This window comes from Actinoplanes sp. NPDC049802, assembly GCF_040656595.1.
GTDB lineage: Bacteria > Actinomycetota > Actinomycetes > Mycobacteriales > Micromonosporaceae > Actinoplanes.
The window spans coordinates 1-17039 of the sequence record NZ_JBFAMR010000114.1 but is presented as its reverse complement, the minus strand read 5'-3'; the positions used below and the strand labels follow the sequence as shown (position 1 = coordinate 17039).

The following is a 17039-nucleotide window of genomic DNA, read 5'->3' as shown; positions in this document are numbered from 1 at the left end:
CCCTCGCCGGACCGGCGACATCGTCGCCGCCGCGCTACACCTGACCCACTACGAATACAAATACCTATCCGGATCTTGTTGAGATCAGGTCATTAGGACGACATAGTTGGCGGCGACGACGTTATCGGAACGAACCGCCTCATTCGATCTATAGGCATCCCCGACTTTGACGAGCGCTTCTCGCAGTGATTGCCCTTCAGCGAGGTCATTCAAGGCGTCATCCGCCTCACCTAAGCAAGCTTTCAGCTCTGCAACGACCTCCGCGACCCGCTGCGATTCTTGATAACGCTTTGCCTGTTCGTCCTGCAGGAATCTGACAACGATGAGCGCAATAGATATTCCGAAACACGCGCCTGCCGTACCAGAAACGAGGTTAGTCAAGAAAGGCTTGTCCGACCAGTATCCGTAAAAGTCTCCCGCGATTCCTCCCGCAGAGATCGTAACGCCCACCATAATGAGTATTCGCGATGATCTGCGGATCGCCGGCGAAGCTTCACGCCATGCGGACGCCAAGGAACCTCCGCCAAGATCGACTTGGCCTGCCGGCTCGCCGGATCGACGGGCAACATAGGCGCCGCGCACAACGCGTTGCTCCGCACCGGACTTATGGTCAGTCATCCTGCCACCTGATAGTGCCGCTCAACTCACCCCCCAATCAAAGCATCGATGGAATCGTGGATGAAGACCGCTCCGGACGTCGGCTCTTCGAAGTCGAGCGGAGTGCACTGATCGATCAGGCTCGGAACTGGGCACTCGTAGCTCTTCGGTGATCATCTGAGTGTCGAGTTTCAGGCCGCCGGGCGCCCGGCCACCGTCACCGACGTCCGCGGCAACGTGGTCACGACCGGGTACGTCGCGCAGCCGGGCGGGCCGGTGACCGCCATGACGACCACCGGCCCGATGCCGGGCTGGACCTCGCGGCAGGAGTTCAGCCCCTATCGGGGACTGCCGGTCAAGACCGTCGACGTGAACGGCCGGGTCACCGCCGAGGTCGCCTACGATCCACTGGACCGGACCGCCGAGGTGTGGCGGCTCGGCTGGCGCCGGGCCGGTTACGAGGACCGGCCGAACGACGAGTGCTCGTACCACTTCGCCCCGGACAGCGAACAGGTCGACCCAGGCGCTGCCGCACATCCCACCCGGCGGCCAGAGGGCTGCCTGCCCCTATTTCCGGTGCATGGGCCGGAATAGGGGGTCACACGCCGGCCGGCTTCTGACACCATCGGCGCAATGCCGGAATCCTTGCTCGCGGTCAGCGATCTGCATGTGTCGTATCCGGAGAATCGGGAGATCGCCGATCGTCTCGCGCCGCGGTCCGACGGCGACTGGCTGATCGTCGCCGGCGACGTCGGTGAGATCTTCGCCGACATCGAGCGCACCCTTCGGCTGTTCAAGGGCCGATTCCGGGAGGTGCTCTGGTCACCCGGCAACCATGAGCTGTGGACGCACTCCCGCGACCCGGTCCGGCTGCGCGGTGAGCATCGGTACCGGGCGCTCGTCGACATGTGCCGGGAGCTGGGCGTCCACACACCGGAGGACGAATACCCCGTGTTCGCGAGCGTGGACGGGCCGGTCACCGTGGCGCCGTTGTTCCTGCTCTACGACTACACGTTCCGGGCGCCCGGAACCCGCACCAAGGAGGAGTCGCTGCGCCGGGCGTACGAGACCGGAGTGGTGTGCGCCGACGAGCAGTTGCTGCATCCCGACCCGTACCCGGACCGGGAGTCCTGGTGCCGGGCCCGGGTCGCCGCCACCGAGCGGCGGCTCGACGCCCTCGGGCCGGACGTACGCACCATCCTGATCAACCACTGGCCGCTGCTGCGCGCACCCACCGAGCCGCTGTGGTACCCGGAGTTCGCCCAGTGGTGCGGCACCGAACTGACCGCTGACTGGCACACGCGTTTCCGGGCCGCCGCCGCGGTCTACGGTCACCTGCACATCCGCCGCACCACCCACCACGACGGGGTCCGGTTCGAGGAGGTGTCGCTCGGCTATCCGCGGGAGTGGCGGCGGCGGGGCCCGGCACCGGACCCGCTGCGCCTGATCCTGCGGGGCCGGCCGTGATCGAGGTGCTGCTGCCGGCGCCGGTGAGGTCCGCGGAGGCGTTCGCCGACACCGCCGGCGAGCCCTGCTTCCCCGGCGAGGAACACCTGGTCGCCCGGGCCGTGGCGATCCGCCGCCAGGAGTTCGTCACCGCCCGCCGCTGCGCCCGGGAGGCGCTGCGACAGCTCGGATTCCCGCCCGCGCCGATCCTGCCGGGGCCACGCCGGGAGCCGCGGTGGCCGGCCGGTGTGGCGGGCAGCATCACGCACTGCCGCGGCTACCGCGCCGCTGCGGTGGCGCGCACCGCGGACGCCGCCGGACTGGGCATCGACGCCGAACCACACGGCCCGCTGCCGGTCGGGGTGGCCGAGTCGGTCACCACCGCGGGTGAGATGGAGATGCTGCGCGCACTGCGGTTCGCCGATCCGGCAACGCACTGGGACCGGCTGCTGTTCAGCGCCAAGGAGTCGATCTACAAGGCCTGGTTCCCGCTGACCGGGCGGGAGCTGGAGTTCGAGGACGCGCGGCTGACGATCGACCCGGCCGCCGCGACGTTCACCGGCCGCATCACGGTGGACGATGCCGATCCGGCGCTGAAGGTGATGACCGGGCGCTATCTGATCGGCGGTGGGCTCGTGGTGACCGCGGTCCTGGTGCCGGTTTGACAGGGGTTCTGGGCCGGGAGCGGACTTCGGCCCGGCGCCGACCCGCCGCGGTGGTGCTGCGCAGTCGCGAGGCGCTGCGGGCCGGCCGGGCAGACCCTGGGTTCGTAACCCCGGGCATCGACGATTGTCATGTCGCCGGCACTCAGCGATTACGGGCACGTGATACAAATGTCACCTCGTCGAGCCCAACGGGGGCAAGCTTGATCAAGGTCTTGTTAGCCGAAGACATCTACATGGTCCGGGACGCACTGGTCGCTCTACTCAACCTGGAACCCGACATCGAAGTCGTCGCATCGGTCTCCGCCGGTACCGAGATCCTCCCCGCCGCACGGAGATTTCAGCCCGACGTCGCTGTCATCGACATCCATCTGCCCGGCAAGGACGGCCTGTCGGCGATCGCGGAGATCCAGGAGCATCTGCCGCACATCAACACTCTGGTCCTCACCGCGCTCGGCCGGCCGGCCACGCTGCGCCGGGCACTGTCCGCGAAAGCCACCGGCATTCTGCTCAAGGACGCCCCGATCCAGGAACTGATCGAAGCCATCCACAGCGTGGCCGCCGGCCGCCGGGTGGTCAACAGCCAACTGGCGATGTCGGCGTGGGACAGCGCCGAGTGCCCGCTGACGAGCCGGGAGACCGAGGTTCTCCGCCTGACCGCCGAAGGCCTTCAGGCGGAGGAGATCGCGGCGCAGATGTTCCTGTCAGTCGGAACGGTCCGGAACTATCTGACGACGATCGTCAGCAAGCTCTCCGCCCGTAACCGAGTCGACGCCATCCGGGTCGCCCGCGAAGCGGGCTGGCTCTGATTCGGTGGCCGGTCCGCCGTCAGCCCGCAACGGCACTTCGGCAAGCAGCCGGAAGTGACCGGGAGGCCGGTCGACCGTGACCGCGCCACCGAGTTCGGCGGCGCGCGCCGACAGGTTACGCAGCCCGTCCCGGCCGGGACCGCGCCGCGGTTCCCGGGGCGCCGCCGCCGGTCGGTCGTTGACGATCTCGATCCAGACGCGGTCGCACGTCTGACCGATGGTGATCCGGCACCTCGTGGCCTTGCTGTGCCGCATCAGGTTCGTCACGCCCTCCCGCAGCACGGTGGCCAGCACGGTGCTGATCTTCACCGGCATGTCCACGGGCCCGCAGTCCAGGTCCACCCGGATACCGGCCGCGGAGAGCACCGACACGACCGACCGGCACTCCTCCTCCAGTGACAGCTCGCGGTAGCCGCTGGCCACCATCCGCGCGTCGGAGTAGGCCGCCCGGGAGATCTCCAGGGCGTCGCGGAGGTGATCACGGGCCAGGTCCGGCGACGTCTCCATGATCCGGTGCACGAGTTCGATCTTGTGGGAGATCGCGGAGAGGCTGTATCCGAGCAGGTCGTGCAGGTCCCGGGCGAACCGCAGCCGCTCCTGCATCGCCGCCGCCCGGGCGATCCGGGCCCGGCTCTCGCGTGTCTCCCGGACCAGCGTGACGAGATGCGACAGCCCGAACACGAACGCTCCGATGGCGATCGTCGAGACGGCCGTGTAGATCACGTCGATCGGTCGCCCGGTGAGCGTCCACTGCGCGATCGCCGTCGAGGCGACGATCGACGTGATCGCCGTCCACGCCGGCCTCGCCGGCAGGGCGAGCAGCACGCCGCCGGCGAGGAACCCCGGCACACTGACCCAGGGCTGGCCGAAAAGGAACAACGGCAGGTACGCCAGGACGGCCTGCGCGGCGAGGACGAGGTAGCCACGGAATGTCGTCACGGTCCCGTCGCCCCGGAAGAACCACACCAGCTGCGGGGCCACGAGCGCGAGCACGCACCCGAACCACACCGCGCCGGCACCCGGCCCACCGGGCATCGACAGGATGTGTGCCGTGCCGATCAGACCACCCGCGAACGCCCCCGCGACGACACCGGTGGTCAGCCACGGGCCGGGTAACCGGACCCGTCGGCCGGACGATGTTTCCACAGCCGGGTGATCGGGCCCGTCACGGCTGTCGGAATCACCGAGAACCTCGCTCGAGTCTGCGCCGATGCCCCCCGAAGTCCACATAGGACAGAATTCCTCGTTGCCGTCAATCGCGCATACCGCCATGGCACATCCCCCGTTGGTGGGCCAGCGGGCCGCAACCGGCCCTCGTGGCCCGGCTCGCCGCACGTAACGACATCCACCGTACAGTGAGGGGAGTCGATCCGGACGCCCCTCACTGGCGCGATGGGGTCAGGCGGGGCCGTGATCGCTCAGGCCGCCGTCTCCTCGTCGTCGTAGACGGTCACCCGGTAGGAGACCGCGGGCTCCGGTGACGGGTTGTGCAGTGCCCGGTGAATCAGGCTGCGGTTGTCCCAGAGCAGCAGGTCCCCCTTCTCGAACGTCTGAAGGTGGATGTTCTCGTGCTGGTAGGTGTCGTCGAGCTGGCCGGTGGCCGCGTTCAGCTCCGCCAGCAGATCCGGGCGGCTGTTGCCGTTCGCGTCCTGCGCCGACACGGTGAAACCCTCGCTGATGTACAGCACGGTCTCGCCGGTCCGCGGGTGGGTGAAGGTGATCGGGCTGGTCACCGGCGGCGTCTTCGCGTTGACGTCGTTGATGATCTCCGAGATCGGCCGGTAGACGTCGGTCGGCCGGATCTTGAAGTACCGCAGCACGCTGTGCGTCGCGGTCAGCCCCTTGACGGCGAGTTTCAGCTCCTCGGAGAGGTTCTCGTAGGCGGTCGCCATGTTGATGAAGTAGGTGCCCCGGTTCTTGGACGGCACGACCTGCGGGTAGATCAGGGTGATGTCGAACGGGCGCTCCATGAACTGGTAGTCCGAGTGCCAGAACTTCCCGGTCTTCGGCACCCCGATCTGGCTGCCGTCGGTCTCCTTGACATTCGAGGAGACGAATACCTCCTTGACCTCCGGGTGGTGGTAGACCGGCTCGTAGTACTCGGCCGGACGGCCCAGTCGCCGGCCCAGCGCCAAAAACTCCTGCGGCGACAGGTCCTGGTTCTTCAGGACCGCGATCTTCTCGGTGTAGATGGCCTTCTTCAACTCTGCGACATCAGCTTCGGACGCCTTTTCCGCGTCGAAGTCCTCCACGATCACGCCGAATTTCCGGCCGACCTGCGGGCTGATCCTCATGTGCACTCCTCGTCATGAATTCGATGATCCAGTACCTTCCCGGCCGTACCCCGCCGGCAAATCCCCCTCACCCCCGCTCCCGGTCCGATGCCACCGGATCAGGCACGCGCCCAGCGACATCCCGCCACCGAACGCCATCAGCAGGACCAAATCGCCGTCGCGCAGGTGCCCGGCCCGGCTGGCCCGGTCGAGGGTGAGCGGGGTCGAGGCGCTGCCCACGTTCGCGACCTCCGCCACGGTCCGGTGGGTCCGGGCGGAGGTGAGGCCGCACGCCCGGACCAGCTCGCCGAGCAGCACCCCGTTGGCCTGATGGGGTACGACGTGCGCCACGTCGGCGGTACCGACCCCGGCCCGGGCCAGCAGCTTGTCCACCATCGGCGGCACCGCCCGCAGGACCAGCTCGGTCACTCCCCGGCCGTTCATCCGGAAGTGGTGCCCGCCGTCCGCCACCGTCGCCGCCGACGCCGGCGACCGGCTGCCGCCCGCGGACACCCCGAGCAGGTCGTTGGCGTCACCCTGACTGACCAGCTCGTACTCGACGACGCCGCGGCCGGGTGGAACGGATCCGACCACCGCGGCGCCGGCGCCGTCGCCGAACAGCACGGCGGTACGCCGATCACCGAAGTCCAGGATGCGCGAGTACACGTCCGCCCCGATCACCAGCGCGTGACTGCCCGGCCGGTCCGCCACCAGCGAGCGGGCGACCACCAGGGCGTGCACGAACCCGGCGCACACCGCGTTGACGTCGAAACAGGCCGCGCCGTACGCGCCGATCCGGTCCTGCACCAGGCAGGAGGTCGGCGGCTGCGGATGATCGGGGGTGGACGTCGCCACGATGAGGTAGTCGATCCGCTCCGGACCGAGGCCGGCGCACGCCAGGGCCCGTTCCGCGGCTCGGACGGCCAGATCCGAGGTCGCCTCGCCGGGCGCCGCGAAACGGCGTGACCGAATGGCGGTCCGGCGCACGATCCACTCCGGATCCGCACCCGGGACGCGGCGCGCGATCTCCTCATTCGAAACCGCTCGCGCGGGCACCCAGGATCCGGTTCCCAGAATTCCTACCGGAGTGAACACGATGGGCCTCCAGAGCGGAGAGTAAATTCGTGTCGCAAAATCTAGCCGAGCGCCGGGATGAGTGCGAGTACTGATTACCGGACGATGGAGTAATCAATTTTCCGGCAGTGGAGGAAACGATTCCAGAACCGCGCGCCGTACCGAATCCGATCAATTACTCACGGTTATGATGGGTGTCCGTCCCAGAGGTTCCATGACATCGCGCGGATGGTGGCCGGCGCGTCGGCGGCACCATGCTGACCATCGCGAGCCGGATTCGAGGCACGACCGGAGAATGGAGCCGATCGATGACAGGACGATCCGGGACCCGGATGTCGCCGGAACGCCGGCTCGTCCTGCTGGGCATCGTAGGCGGGGCCGCCGCGTGCCAGGCGCTCGCCGCGCTGGGCCTGTGGCACGAGCCGGAGAACCGGCGGATCCTGCTCGGCACCGTCGGACTGATCGGTTTCACGGCGGCGCTCGCGGACGCCCTGTACCGCTCGCTGACCCCCCGGAGCGGCCGGCCGACGGACGTACGGCGCCTGCTCGGCCTGGCCGTGCTCGCCCTGTCCGTGCCCCTCGTCGGCCCGGTCGGCGACGAGCGCTGGCCCACGTGGGGTTTCCTCGGCGCCGCGCTCGTCGGTGTGGCGCCGGTGCTGCTGCCGATGCGGTCCGCGACGGTGCTGGCCGTCGTGACGGTGCTGGTGTCCGCCGCCTCGGCGCGGTGGTACGGGCATCCGGCCGGCGTGCCGGTGGCCGTCACGATCGCGCTCGGGCTCCCGATGGCCCTGTCGAGCGGACTCCAGCTGTGGTTCGGCGCCCGGATGGAGGAGCGGGACGCCACTCGGCGGATCGCCTGGGACAGCCATCGGGTGCTCGGCGATCTGCTGTCCGCGATCATCCTGAAGGCCGAACTGGCATCCCGGCTGGCCCCGGCCGACCCGGAGCGGGCCGGCCGGGAGATGGCCGAGGTCCGGGCCATCGCGGCGGCCGCGCTCGCCCGGCTGCGCACGCTGGTGCACGACCAGGACGCCCGGTAGTGGGCCCGGCCGTCGGGGCTCCCTATCGCGGATCGATGGCGACCAGCTCGGTACGCCTGCTGATCTTCAGCTTCCGGTACGCCCGGGTGAGGTGCTGTTCGACGGTGCTGACCGTGATGAACAACTCGTGGCTGATCTCCCGGTTGGTGTGCCCGCGCACGGCCAGGTTCACCACCCGGCGTTCCGCATCGCTGAGGGCGTCCGGGCCACGCTCCGTCTCACCGGCCGGCGGCTCGGACGGTTCCGGGGACGGTTTCAGCCGCTGCCGCAGCAGCCCGGCATGACAGTCCTCGGCGAGCCGCAGAGCCCGGGCACGGATCATCTTCGCCCGGCCGGACTCGCCGAGCGCGTGCACGGCCTGCCCCATGTCGGCGAAAGCGCAGGCCAGCTCGTGCCGATCGCCACCGGCCTGGAGCAGGTCCATCGCCTCGCGCAGCATCGCCGGGCGCTGCCGGGACGGATACGCCGCCGCCAGCGCCCGCAGACCGAGCCCGCGGGCCCGCGGAGTGTCCGCGCCGGGCCGGGCCAGATGGTCGGTGATCAGCTTCCGGGCCTGCTCCGGGTTTCCCATCCGGACGTGCATCCGGGCCAGATCGATCCGCCACGGCAGCGTGGACGGGTGGTCGGCGCCCCACCGCATCGCGAGGTTCCCGGCGGCCTCGAAGTCGGCGAGCGCGGCGAGCGGCCGGTCCGCGGCGTCCAGGTGAATGCCCCGGGCGCGCAGGTACGCCGGCCAGTACAGACTCCGGCACATCGCCGCCGGGGTCGGTTCCCGCAACGTCTCGGCCGCCCGGTCCAGCCGGCCGCTGAGGGTACGGGCCGTCACCAGGTGCGCCAGCGGCGAGCCGACGGCGATCCCCCAGGCCTCCGCCGGCATCGTGGCCAGCGCGTCCCGGGCGTGCCGCTCGGCGGCGGCGAGGTCGCCACCGTGCAACGCGATGGCCGCCCGCACGTCCGCCAGCACCGCCCGGCGGCCGACCGGAACGGGTGTGCCACCGTCCGCGAGGAGCCGGTCGCACCAGTCCGCCGCCTGGTCGACCCGGTCGTGGTGGACCAGCACCCGCAGGGCATGCCACACCGACATCGGCAGCGGGTCGTCCGAGCCCGCACGCTCCAGCACCTCCGCCGCCCGGCCGGGATCGGGCCGGGTGTCCGCGGCGGCGGTGCCGGAGGGCCGGCAGTGCCGTACGAAATCGTGGGTGGCCCGGTGGTCGGCGGCGAGGTCCGGGTCCGGGTGCCCGTCGAGGTCACCCACGACGGCGAGGATCTCCGCGGCGTCGTCGGCCCGGCCGAACCAGGCCAGCGACCGGGCCAGCATCAGCCCGTCACGCTCCGCCAGGTGACCGTCGCGCCCGGACTCCAGCAGCGCGCACAGGTGGCCCGGCACGGCCGCCGGGCCGATCCGCCAGTGCGCCCGGACCACGGCCGCCGCGGCGGTGGACCGTGCGCGCGGGTCCGCGATGGAGCTCAGCACCGCCTCCAGGCAGGCCACGGTCCGGGCGGACGCGCCGTCCTCGGTGACCGCCGCCACCAGCACCGGCACGGCCCACGGTTCGACCGGCTCACCGATGGCCACCAGGTGCTCCGCCACCACGGACGGGGGCCGGCCACCGTCGTGCAGCAGGCGCGCGGCCCGGCGGCGCAGCCGACCCAGCTCCGGGGCCGGGCAGTCGTCGAGCACCGCCGCGCGTACCGCCGGGTGGTGGTAGGCGGTCGGCACGGTCGGGCCGGTCTCGCCCAGCGCGGCGAGGATCTGCCGGACGGTCGACGGGTGTGCCTCGAGCAGCCCGGCGACCAGTTCGATGGAGGCTTCCGGACCGGCGACGGCCAGCGCCCGCGCGACGTCGCGCAGCCGCGGGTCGCTGCGGTGCAGGCAGGCCAGCGCCGCCTGGACGAACGACTCACCGACGGTCGGGGCCGGGTCGCCGTCGGCACCGGTGCGGAACCCCGCGGCCAGCGAGTCGGTGAGCAGGGCGTCCGCCAGCATCGGGTTGCCGGCACTGACCTCATGTACCGGTCCGGCGAGCCGGCGCGCGGCCTCCGGAAGGATCCGGCGGGCGAGGAGACGGCCGACCCCCTCCGGGGACAGCGAACGCAGCCGCAGATGACGGCAGTGCGACTGGCGGTCGAGTTCGGCGCGGAAAGCGGCCGCGCCGGGACCTGACCCGGCACAGCCGCTGAGCATCAGCAGCAGCCGCACCGGCCGGATCCGCCGTTGCAGGTAGAGCAGGGCATGCAGCGAGAGCGGATCGGCGAAGTGCACGTCGTCCACCAGGACGACCAGTGGGCGGCCGGCGGCGTTGTCCAGCAGGACCCGGCAGATCCCCTCGATCAGCCGCGCGTCGTCGGGCCGCAGCGTGCCCGCCGGCGGGTCGGCCGGCTGCGGGCCGGCTCCGGGCAGCCCGGGGTGTACGGGCAGCCCGTTCTGCGTCCGGAGGCTGTGCAGGAGCTGCCCGATCACGCCGAGCCGGATCCGGCTCTCGGCCACCGAGCCGCAGGCCGACAGCACCAGCGCTCCGGCGTTCGCGGCGTGTTCCGCGACCGCGTTGACGAGCGTCGTCTTCCCGCTGGCCACGCCGCCGTCGACGAGGACGGCCCGGCCCCGGCCGGCGGCCGCGTCGCGGTATGTGGTGGTGAGTTCGGTCAGCAGGTGTTCTCTCTCGATCAGTGCCATCTGCCTGCGGCTCAGACCGGCCGGTCGACGCTCGCCCGCGCCGGGCTGAGGTGTTCGGTGATCCGCCGCAGCACCGCGTCCACGTGGTCGTTGAGGTAGAAGTGGCCGCCCGGGTGGACGTCCAGTTCGAAGCCCGCGCCGGTGTGCTCACGCCAGGCGTCGGCCTGCTCGACGGTCACCCGCGGGTCGTCGTCCCCGATGATCGCGACGATCGGGCAGCGCAGCCGCGGGCCCGGCCGGTACTCGTAGGTCTCGGCCGCGATGTAGTCGGAACGGATCGCGGGCAGCACCATCCGCAGCACGTCCTCGTCCTCCAGCAGCCAACTGTCGGTGCCGGCCAGGGCCCGTACGTCGGCGATCAGCCCGGCGTCGTCGCGCAGGTGGGTGCGGGCGAAGCTGGACAGGTGCGGCGCCCTGCGGCCGGAGGCGAAGAACGCGGCCGGGACGATGCCCCGCTCCTGCAGGCGCAGCGCGACCTCGAAGCCGACGGTCGCGCCGAGGCTGTGCCCGAACAGGGCGATCGGCCGGTCGAGCAGCGGAAGGACCGCCTCCACCAGCCGGTCCGCCATCTCGCGGGCCGACGTCAGGCCGGGCTCGGAGAACCGTTCCTGCCGGCCGGGGTACTGGACGGCGAGCACGTCGATCTCCGGGGCCAGCGCTTTCGCCACCCGGAAGAAGTAACTCGCCGAGCCGCCGGCGTGCGGCATGCAGAGCAGTCGTATCGGCGCGCCGTCGGCCGGATGGAAACGGCGCACCCACAGTTCGGTGTCCGTCGACAATGTGCGGCCGAGCTCTGATCCGTCGTTCGACATGCAATTCCCTCCGTGACGCCTCCGGACACTTCCCGAGGTTCCGGCACTCGCCGGTGCACCGACAAGGGCACCACTCACGCCATCCGTGCCGGTTCATCATCAACGGATCATGAAATACTCACGAACCCGCAGGTGAGGCGCGGTTGCGCCGGACACTCCCATGCGTGGTTCATCCAACCCCGATGACATTTTCACCCCCACTGCCCGCCGAAACCTGGCTGACCTGGGAATCGCCACTTCCACAGCAATTGCCGTCGCTGTTCCGCCGGGTGTTCTCGGGGTGCCTTAGGGGTTCCTCGGCAATGACCGGCCCAGGGAAGCTCGGCTCCGACGCATTTCCCAGTGGGAGGGCACACCGTGAAGTTCTCCGTACTCGGCAGCATCGAGGTCGTCTCCGGCGGAGCCCACCTCGAACTCGGCGGGATCCGGCAGCGGGCGATCCTCGGCTACCTGCTGCTCAACGCCAACAAGGTCGTCGCGACCAGCCAGATCCTGCACGCGACCTGGGACGGCTGCCCGCCACCGACCGCCCGGAAGATGATCCAGAACGCCGTCTCCGGGATCCGGCGGATGCTCACCGCCTGCACCGGCCCGGCCGGCACGCCCGTCCTGCGCACCCACCCGCCGGGCTACCAGCTCCGGCTGGACCCCGAGGCGGTGGATCTGTTCCGGTTCCGCCGGCTGGTCCGCGAGGGCCGGCTGGCGAGCGCCGAGGGCAGCCCGGCGGCCGGCGCCGAACTGCTGACCGAGGCGCTGTCGCTGTGGCGCGGACGGGCGCTCGCCGACCTGATCGAGACCGGGATCGGCTGGTCCGAACTGACCGCCATCGAGGACGAGCGGCTCTCCGCGATCGAGGACCGCCTGGAGGCGGAACTGGCCTGCGGACGGCATCGGGAGATCACCCCGGAACTCGAGGTGCTCACCGCGACAGAGCCGATGCGGGAGCGGCTCTGCCACCAGTTCATGCTCGCGCTCTACCGGTCCGGGCGCCAGGTCGACGCGTTGCGCATCTACCGGCGTACCCGGGAGGCCCTGGTGGACGGTCTCGGTGTGGAGCCCGGCCGCGGGTTGCAGGAACTCCAGCAGCGCATCCTCAAGCACGACGAGCTGATCCAGGTGCCGGCGCTGGCGGCCTGACCGGCCGCTTCACCTCGGCGATTACCCGAGCGTGGACCCCGCACCGACACCATGGGGCGCGGGGTCCGTCGGCACCGTCTCCAGCGATCACCTCATCTTCCAGCGATCACAGCGAGGACTGACATGGCGAGGAAGTGCCCGGTACACGGACACGAAATGCGGTTCGACGACGAGTTCCTGCAGGGCCCGTACTCGGTGTACGAGCGCTACGCGGCGATGCACGCGGAGGGCAAGGTCCATCGGATCTGCCTGGAGGACCAGAGCCCGGTCTGGGTGGTGACCGGCTACGACGAGGTCCACGCCGGGCTGCGGGACCGGCGTCTGGCCCGCCCCCGGGAGTACGCCAACGAGGACTTCGTCACCACCCGTTTCCCGGAGGGCGAGGCGACCGGGACGATCGTCACCACCGACCCGCCGGAGCACACCCGGCTCAAGAAGATGATCAACTTCGCCTTCCTGCCGCGCAACATCGAGACGTTCCGTCCCCGGGTGCACGAGCTGGTCAGCGCGCAGTTGGACGCGCTGGAGGCGGCCGGCGGCGGCGATCTGGTGGACGACTACGCGGCGATCCTGCCGATCACCATCGTCTGCGACGTGCTCGGCATCCCCGAGGAGTACCGCAAGGAACTCAAGCACTGGGCGGACCGTGCCTTCGGCGGGGACGACGCGACCAACGTGGTGGTCCGCGAGCAGCTGTCCCGGTTCGTCAACGAGGTGCGCAAACAGAAGACCGAGGAGCCCGGCGAGGACCTGATGTCGTACTGGATCCACGCCAAGAACGCCGACGGCGAACCGGAGCTCACCGTCTTCGAGGTGATGAGCCTGGCCCTGCTGACGCTGCTGGGCGGGTACGACACCACCGCCGGCATCATCAGCCGCGGCGCGCTGGCCCTGATCGACCACCCGGAGCAGCTGGACCGGCTGCGTCGGGAGCCCGCGCTGTTCGACGTGGCCCTGGAGGAGCTGCTGCGGATGCACGGCTCGGTGCACCACGGGTTCCGTCGCTTCGCCACCGAGGACATGGAGATCGCCGGAACCCGGATCGCCAAGGGCGACACCGTGTTCCTGCACCTGACGGCGTCGGGAAACGACCCGGGCCGCTTCCCGGACCCGGGCGCCCTCGACATCGACCGGGCCGACAAGGCGCACATGGCCTTCGGCGGCGGCCCGCACTACTGCTCCGGCGCGGAGCTGAGCCGCCTGGAGGCCTCGATCGCCCTGCGTGAGCTGTTCCTGCGCTTCCCGAACATCAAGCTGGCGGCCGACCGGGAGTCGCTGCGGGTCCGGCACTCGGCGTTCATGCCCTCGCTGGAACACCTGCCGGTCACCGTCTGAACCGTCCGTCCCGAGCTCGAACAGCTCCTGGCCGACAAGAGGTTGTCCATCCATGCCGCGTACCGATCTGCTCCGGCCCCTTCCCGAGTTGCTCCGGACCAACGCCGACCGGTACGGCGACCGGATCGCGTACGCCGATTCCCGGCACGCGGTGACCCACGGTGACCTGGACGTACGGACCGCCCGGTTGGCCGGCCACCTCGCCGATGCCGGGCTGTGGCCGTCGGACCGGGTCGTCGTCCTCGCCGACGGGGTGCCGGCGGTGGAGGGTGTGCTGGCGGTGATCCGCGCCGGCGGCATCGCGGTGCCACTGGATCCCGCACTGGACGACGCCGAACTGGCCCGGCTGGCCGAGGACTCCGGGGCCGAGACGGTGCTCACCGACACCGCGAACGCCCATCGTCTGCCGCTGCCGACCGTACCGGCCGAGGGCGCGGAGACCGAACCCTCGTCACCGGCTCGGGACGACACCGGCCTCGACGACCTGGCACTGCTCACCTACACCGCGGGAACCACCGGGCCGCGCAAGGGCGTGCTGTCCACCCAGCGCAACGTGCTGTGGCCGGCCGCAGCCGCGGCCACCGCCGGGCTCGGATTCACCGCGGACGACCGGGTGCTGTGGATGCTGCCCGGCCTCGCCTGCTTCGGCCAGCTGGTCGCGGCCACCGCGGCGGGCGCGACGGTACGCTTCGCCGCCGGTCCGACCGGCCCGGAACCACGGGCCACCGCCGAGCACGGCACCGTCCTGATCGGCACCGGCGCGGCGCTGCGGGCCCTGCCCGCCACGGCCGGCGCGCACGTCCGTTTCGGGCTGGCCATCGGCCCGGTGGACGACGCGCTGCACGAGTCCTTCGCCACGGCGTTCGGCGCGCCGCTGCTCACCGGGTACGCGGCCACCGAGACCGGCGGGCTGATCGGGCTGAGCTGGCCCGGTGCGGACACCGGCCGGCACTGCCTGCCGCTGCCCGGCCTGAGCGTCCGGGTCGTCGACCCGGGCTCGGGCGCCGACCTCGGTCCCGGCCAGGAGGGCGAAGTCTGGGTCAGCGGCCCGAACGTGATGGCCGGTGGCTACCACAACCGCACCGACGACACCGCCGAGGTGCTGCGCGGCGGGTGGTACCGGACCGGCGACCGGGCCCGGCGGGACGAATCCGGGAACCTCACCGTCACCGGCCGGCTCGCCGACCGGATCGAGATCGCCGGCGACCGGGTGCTCCTGGACCGGATCGACGAGGTGCTGCGATCGGTGCCGGCGGTGGCCGACGCCGCGGCCGGCGCCGGATCCGACGGGACGATCGCGTACGTGACCGGCACCGGCGTGGACCATGAACTCCTGCTCGCGGCGTGCCGGGCCGGTCTGCCCACGGCCGCCGTACCGGTGCGGACCCACCTGGTCCGGGAGATTCCCCGGACCGTCTGGGGCACACCCGCCCGGCACCGGCTCCCCGGACTGCCCGGACGCCTGCTCCACCAGGTGGCCGGGCCCGGCGGGCCGCACACGCCGTACTGGGAGCCGGTGCCCGACACGGGCGCCGCGAGCGACGACGTCACCGTCCACACCCACCCGGACGCGGCGGCACTCGCCGGGATTCTGGACCGGGCCGATGCGGGCACCCGGCTGGTCGTCGTCGTCGACGCTCGGGAGTCCCCGAGGCAGGCGGTCGTCTGGGGCACGGCCCGGGCGTACCAGCTGCGTCACCCCGGCCGGCTGGTGCTGATCGACGCCGTCACGGTGCCCGGGGAACTGCTGGCCGCGGCGGTGGCCTCCGGGGAGGACGTCCTGGCGGTCCGCTCGGGCGCCCTGGTGAGGCCCCGGTACACGCCCGTCACCACGGCGCCGTCGGTCCTGAGCGGCACGGTCCTGATGCTCACCCGGTCGCCGGACGAGGAACTGGCCCGTCACCTGACGGAGGCGCACGAGGTCAGCGATCTGATCATCGCCCCACCCGGAGCCGAGCCGGACGCCGATGCGATCGTGGCGGTGGACCTCACCGCCGAGGAGACGATCACGCTGCACGAGGCGACACTCGGCCGGGAGACGACGAGGCTGGTGCTGCTCTCCAGCGGTACGGACGTCATCGCCACCGCGGTGGCCGACGCGGTGGCCCGGCGCCGTCACACGCTCGGCCTGCCCGCTGTCTCGCTGGCCTGGTCCGCCCCCGGGTTCGCCGAGTCCCCGGCGGACCGGCGCACCAGCCTGTTCGACGCCGCGATCACCGATGCGGCCTGCGTCGTCGCGGCGAGAGCCGTGACGATCGACGCCGGGGCCGCACTCACCGAACGGCTGACGGCCGCGCCCGACAGCGATCGCCGAACCATGCTGCGCGACCTGGTCCTGGCGGAGACCGCGACCGTCCTCCGTGACCAGGCGACCGCCGCGATCGACGGCGAGTCTCCGTTCCGCCAGTTCGGATTCGACTCGCTGGCCGCCGTACAGCTGAGAGGCGCCCTCTGTGCCGCCACCGGTCTCGACCTGCCGCTGACCCTGGTCTTCGACCACCCGACGCCGAACCTGGTGGCCGATCATCTGCTGGAGGCGCTCGGTCTGGCCGGCCCGGTGCCGCCGGAGCCGGAGACGGCGGCCCGGTCCATCGGCGAGCCGATCGCGATCGTCGGCATGGCCTGCCGCTACCCCGGCGGGGTCGCCTCACCGGAGGACCTGTGGCGGCTGGTCCGCGACGAGGTGGACGCCGTCGGCGCGTTCCCGGACAACCGCGGATGGGACCTGGCGGCCCTGCACGACGGCGACGGTCCCGGCACGATCAGCACACGCGCCGGCGGGTTCCTGCACGACGCGGCGGATTTCGACGCCGAGTTCTTCGGGATCAGCCCGCGGGAGGCGCTGGCGATGGATCCGCAGCAGCGCCTGTTCCTGGAGAGTTCGTGGGAGGCGCTGGAGGACGCGGGGATCCGGCCGGGCACGCTGCGCGGGAGTGACACCGCCGTCTTCGCCGGAGTGCCGGTCCAGGCGTACGGCCGGACCGGTCACCGCGAGGAGGACGGCGTCGACGGTTTCCTCGTCACCGGCATGGCGAGCAGTGTCGTCTCCGGCCGGGTGGCGTACGCCTTCGGGTTGGAGGGGCCGGCGGTGACGGTGGACACGGCGTGTTCGTCGTCGTTGGTGGCGTTGCATCTGGCGGTTCAGGCGTTGCGGAACGGTGAGTGTTCGCTGGCGCTGGC

The 17039-nt window shown here is 71.1% G+C and carries 14 protein-coding genes; 8 read left to right on the top strand and 6 right to left on the bottom strand.

All coding sequences use genetic code 11. From position 1 onward, the window contains the following. Nucleotides 1–84: 84 nt before the first annotated feature. Nucleotides 85–618 (bottom strand): hypothetical protein, encoded by a 534-nt coding sequence (locus AB0I88_RS38695; RefSeq protein ID WP_361036802.1) that lies wholly within the window; start codon nt 616–618, stop codon nt 85–87. Nucleotides 619–882: 264 nt separating this feature from the next. Between AB0I88_RS38695 and AB0I88_RS38690 the strand changes: the two genes are divergently transcribed. From AB0I88_RS38690 to AB0I88_RS38675, 4 genes are read left to right on the top strand one after another with little or no spacing between them, the layout of a single operon-like run. Then, a complete protein-coding gene (locus AB0I88_RS38690) occupies nt 883–1191 on the top strand; it encodes a hypothetical protein (protein WP_361036800.1) in 309 nt (102 codons plus the stop codon). Nucleotides 1192–1230: 39 nt separating this feature from the next. Then, nucleotides 1231–2064: a metallophosphoesterase gene (locus AB0I88_RS38685; protein ID WP_361036798.1), complete on the top strand. Its 834-nt coding sequence runs from the start codon at nt 1231–1233 to the stop codon at nt 2062–2064. Next, the gene (locus tag AB0I88_RS38680; protein ID WP_361036796.1) at nt 2061–2708 is read left to right on the top strand and encodes a 4'-phosphopantetheinyl transferase superfamily protein; all 648 of its coding nucleotides are present in this window, start codon (nt 2061–2063) and stop codon (nt 2706–2708) included. Before AB0I88_RS38685 ends, AB0I88_RS38680 begins: the two co-directional genes overlap by 4 nt. A 50-nt stretch (nt 2709–2758) precedes the next feature. After that, a complete protein-coding gene (locus tag AB0I88_RS38675) occupies nt 2759–3514 on the top strand; it encodes a response regulator transcription factor (protein ID WP_361036794.1) in 756 nt (251 codons plus the stop codon). Here AB0I88_RS38675 and AB0I88_RS38670 read toward each other — a convergent pair. The 3 genes from AB0I88_RS38670 to AB0I88_RS38660 form a co-directional block, all read right to left on the bottom strand. Continuing rightward, entirely contained in the window at nt 3410–4660 is a 1251-nt protein-coding gene (locus AB0I88_RS38670; RefSeq protein ID WP_361036792.1) for a histidine kinase, read from the bottom strand. The genes AB0I88_RS38675 and AB0I88_RS38670 overlap by 105 nt on opposite strands. A 272-nt stretch (nt 4661–4932) precedes the next feature. After that, nucleotides 4933–5808 carry a TauD/TfdA family dioxygenase gene (locus tag AB0I88_RS38665; RefSeq protein WP_361036790.1) on the bottom strand — a complete coding sequence of 292 codons (876 nt, stop codon included), beginning with the start codon at nt 5806–5808 and terminating at the stop codon, nt 4933–4935. A 12-nt stretch (nt 5809–5820) separates the two neighbouring features. Beyond that, entirely contained in the window at nt 5821–6882 is a 1062-nt protein-coding gene (locus tag AB0I88_RS38660; protein ID WP_361036788.1) for a beta-ketoacyl-ACP synthase 3, read from the bottom strand. A 287-nt stretch (nt 6883–7169) separates the two neighbouring features. On the opposite strand from AB0I88_RS38660, the gene AB0I88_RS38655 reads away from it, so the two are divergent. Further along, a complete protein-coding gene (locus tag AB0I88_RS38655; protein WP_361036786.1) occupies nt 7170–7901 on the top strand; it encodes a histidine kinase in 732 nt (243 codons plus the stop codon). Between the two features lie 22 nt (nt 7902–7923). On the opposite strand, the gene AB0I88_RS38650 is transcribed toward AB0I88_RS38655, so the two are convergent. Together AB0I88_RS38650 and AB0I88_RS38645 are read right to left on the bottom strand one after the other, a co-directional pair. After that, a complete protein-coding gene (locus tag AB0I88_RS38650; RefSeq protein WP_361036784.1) occupies nt 7924–10575 on the bottom strand; it encodes an AAA family ATPase in 2652 nt (883 codons plus the stop codon). An 11-nt stretch (nt 10576–10586) separates the two neighbouring features. Next, nucleotides 10587–11387 carry an alpha/beta fold hydrolase gene (locus AB0I88_RS38645; protein ID WP_361036782.1) on the bottom strand — a complete coding sequence of 267 codons (801 nt, stop codon included), beginning with the start codon at nt 11385–11387 and terminating at the stop codon, nt 10587–10589. A 357-nt stretch (nt 11388–11744) separates the two neighbouring features. Here AB0I88_RS38645 and AB0I88_RS38640 point away from each other — a divergent pair, with 357 nt between their 5' ends. The 3 genes from AB0I88_RS38640 to AB0I88_RS38630 all read left to right on the top strand — a co-directional run. Beyond that, nucleotides 11745–12524, top strand: coding sequence for an AfsR/SARP family transcriptional regulator (locus AB0I88_RS38640; protein WP_361036780.1), 780 nt, complete (start codon nt 11745–11747; stop codon nt 12522–12524). A 156-nt stretch (nt 12525–12680) separates the two neighbouring features. Continuing rightward, a complete protein-coding gene (locus tag AB0I88_RS38635) occupies nt 12681–13859 on the top strand; it encodes a cytochrome P450 (RefSeq protein ID WP_361036778.1) in 1179 nt (392 codons plus the stop codon). Between the two features lie 52 nt (nt 13860–13911). Next, on the top strand, nt 13912–17039 hold a 3128-nt coding region (locus tag AB0I88_RS38630), incomplete at its 3' end, for a beta-ketoacyl synthase N-terminal-like domain-containing protein (protein WP_361036776.1).

Bases quoted from the DNA above. Each gene is read 5' to 3' on its own strand.
- AB0I88_RS38635 (WP_361036778.1), top strand. From the start codon at position 12,681: ATGCGGTTCGACGACGAGTTCCTGCAGGGCCCGTACTCGGTGTACGAG.
- AB0I88_RS38645 (WP_361036782.1), bottom strand. From the start codon at position 11,387: ATGTCGAACGACGGATCAGAGCTCGGCCGCACATTGTCGACGGACACC.
- AB0I88_RS38695 (WP_361036802.1), bottom strand. From the start codon at position 618: ATGACTGACCATAAGTCCGGTGCGGAGCAACGCGTTGTGCGCGGCGCC.
- AB0I88_RS38650 (WP_361036784.1), bottom strand. From the start codon at position 10,575: ATGGCACTGATCGAGAGAGAACACCTGCTGACCGAACTCACCACCACA.
- AB0I88_RS38685 (WP_361036798.1), top strand. From the start codon at position 1,231: ATGCCGGAATCCTTGCTCGCGGTCAGCGATCTGCATGTGTCGTATCCG.
- AB0I88_RS38655 (WP_361036786.1), top strand. From the start codon at position 7,170: ATGACAGGACGATCCGGGACCCGGATGTCGCCGGAACGCCGGCTCGTC.
- AB0I88_RS38690 (WP_361036800.1), top strand. From the start codon at position 883: ATGACGACCACCGGCCCGATGCCGGGCTGGACCTCGCGGCAGGAGTTC.
- AB0I88_RS38665 (WP_361036790.1), bottom strand. From the start codon at position 5,808: ATGAGGATCAGCCCGCAGGTCGGCCGGAAATTCGGCGTGATCGTGGAG.